We start from the raw sequence: 840 nt of genomic DNA on the forward strand, positions 1-840 counted from the left end.
ATACAATTCCTCCTCCAGTACTAGTCCAATGACCAGTTAAAAAAATATTTTTTATTGGAGTAATATTTTGTGGTCTTTTAAACATTTGATTTATATCTTGTTCCCAACCAAATGGCGACCCATTATTATTTAATGTATATCGTAAACAAGTATTTGGTGTTGAACTTTCTTTAAAAAGAATGTTTTCTTTTAAATTAGGAATCACTTCACATGCCTGCTTTATAAGTTTATCTTCAGTTATTTTTTTTATTGTTCTCCAATCATTAACTAAATTAAATGGAACAAAAGTTGTTAATACGATGGATTCCATATTATTTGGCACTAAAGATTTATCTACAAGGCTTGGACACGATATAGAAAATGCTAAAAATCTATTATTTTTTTCGTTAAAATTTGAAAAACTATTAAAGACTTCTTCATTATTATAAGAACCAAAATAAAAATTTTCATGTTTCAAATCAGTATCATGAATTATTCTCTTTTTTACAACAAGATACGTCTGAAAAGCAGATAAAGGAGTTTTTAATTTCCTTATTTTAGAAATATATCGCTTAGGGAATGTTTGATCTGGTAATATATTGTTAATAAAGTTTAATAAATCACTTGCAACAATCAAATTATCTTTAATTTCTATCCTTCTATTCCTTTTAAGAAGAACATACTTAGCTACATTGTTTTCTAATAGAACCCTTTTCACTTGAGATTTTAGTATTAATGTTCCACCAACTTCTTTATATTTTTTAACTAAATTATTAGTAAATTCAGAAAAAGAGCCCTTTACATAATAAGCATTTTCATTAAAAAATGATAAAATGGCATAAGAATAGTATATAGCGGAGG

The 840-nt window shown here is 25.7% G+C and carries 1 protein-coding gene; it reads right to left on the minus strand.

Annotated elements, in window-relative coordinates:
* Positions 1-840 (minus strand): phytoene desaturase family protein (locus AC6UDG_RS07210; RefSeq protein ID WP_500706925.1); only part of this gene is annotated, 840 nt, incomplete at both ends.

It is taken from the genome of Fructilactobacillus sp. X2R1C1, from assembly GCF_059901435.1.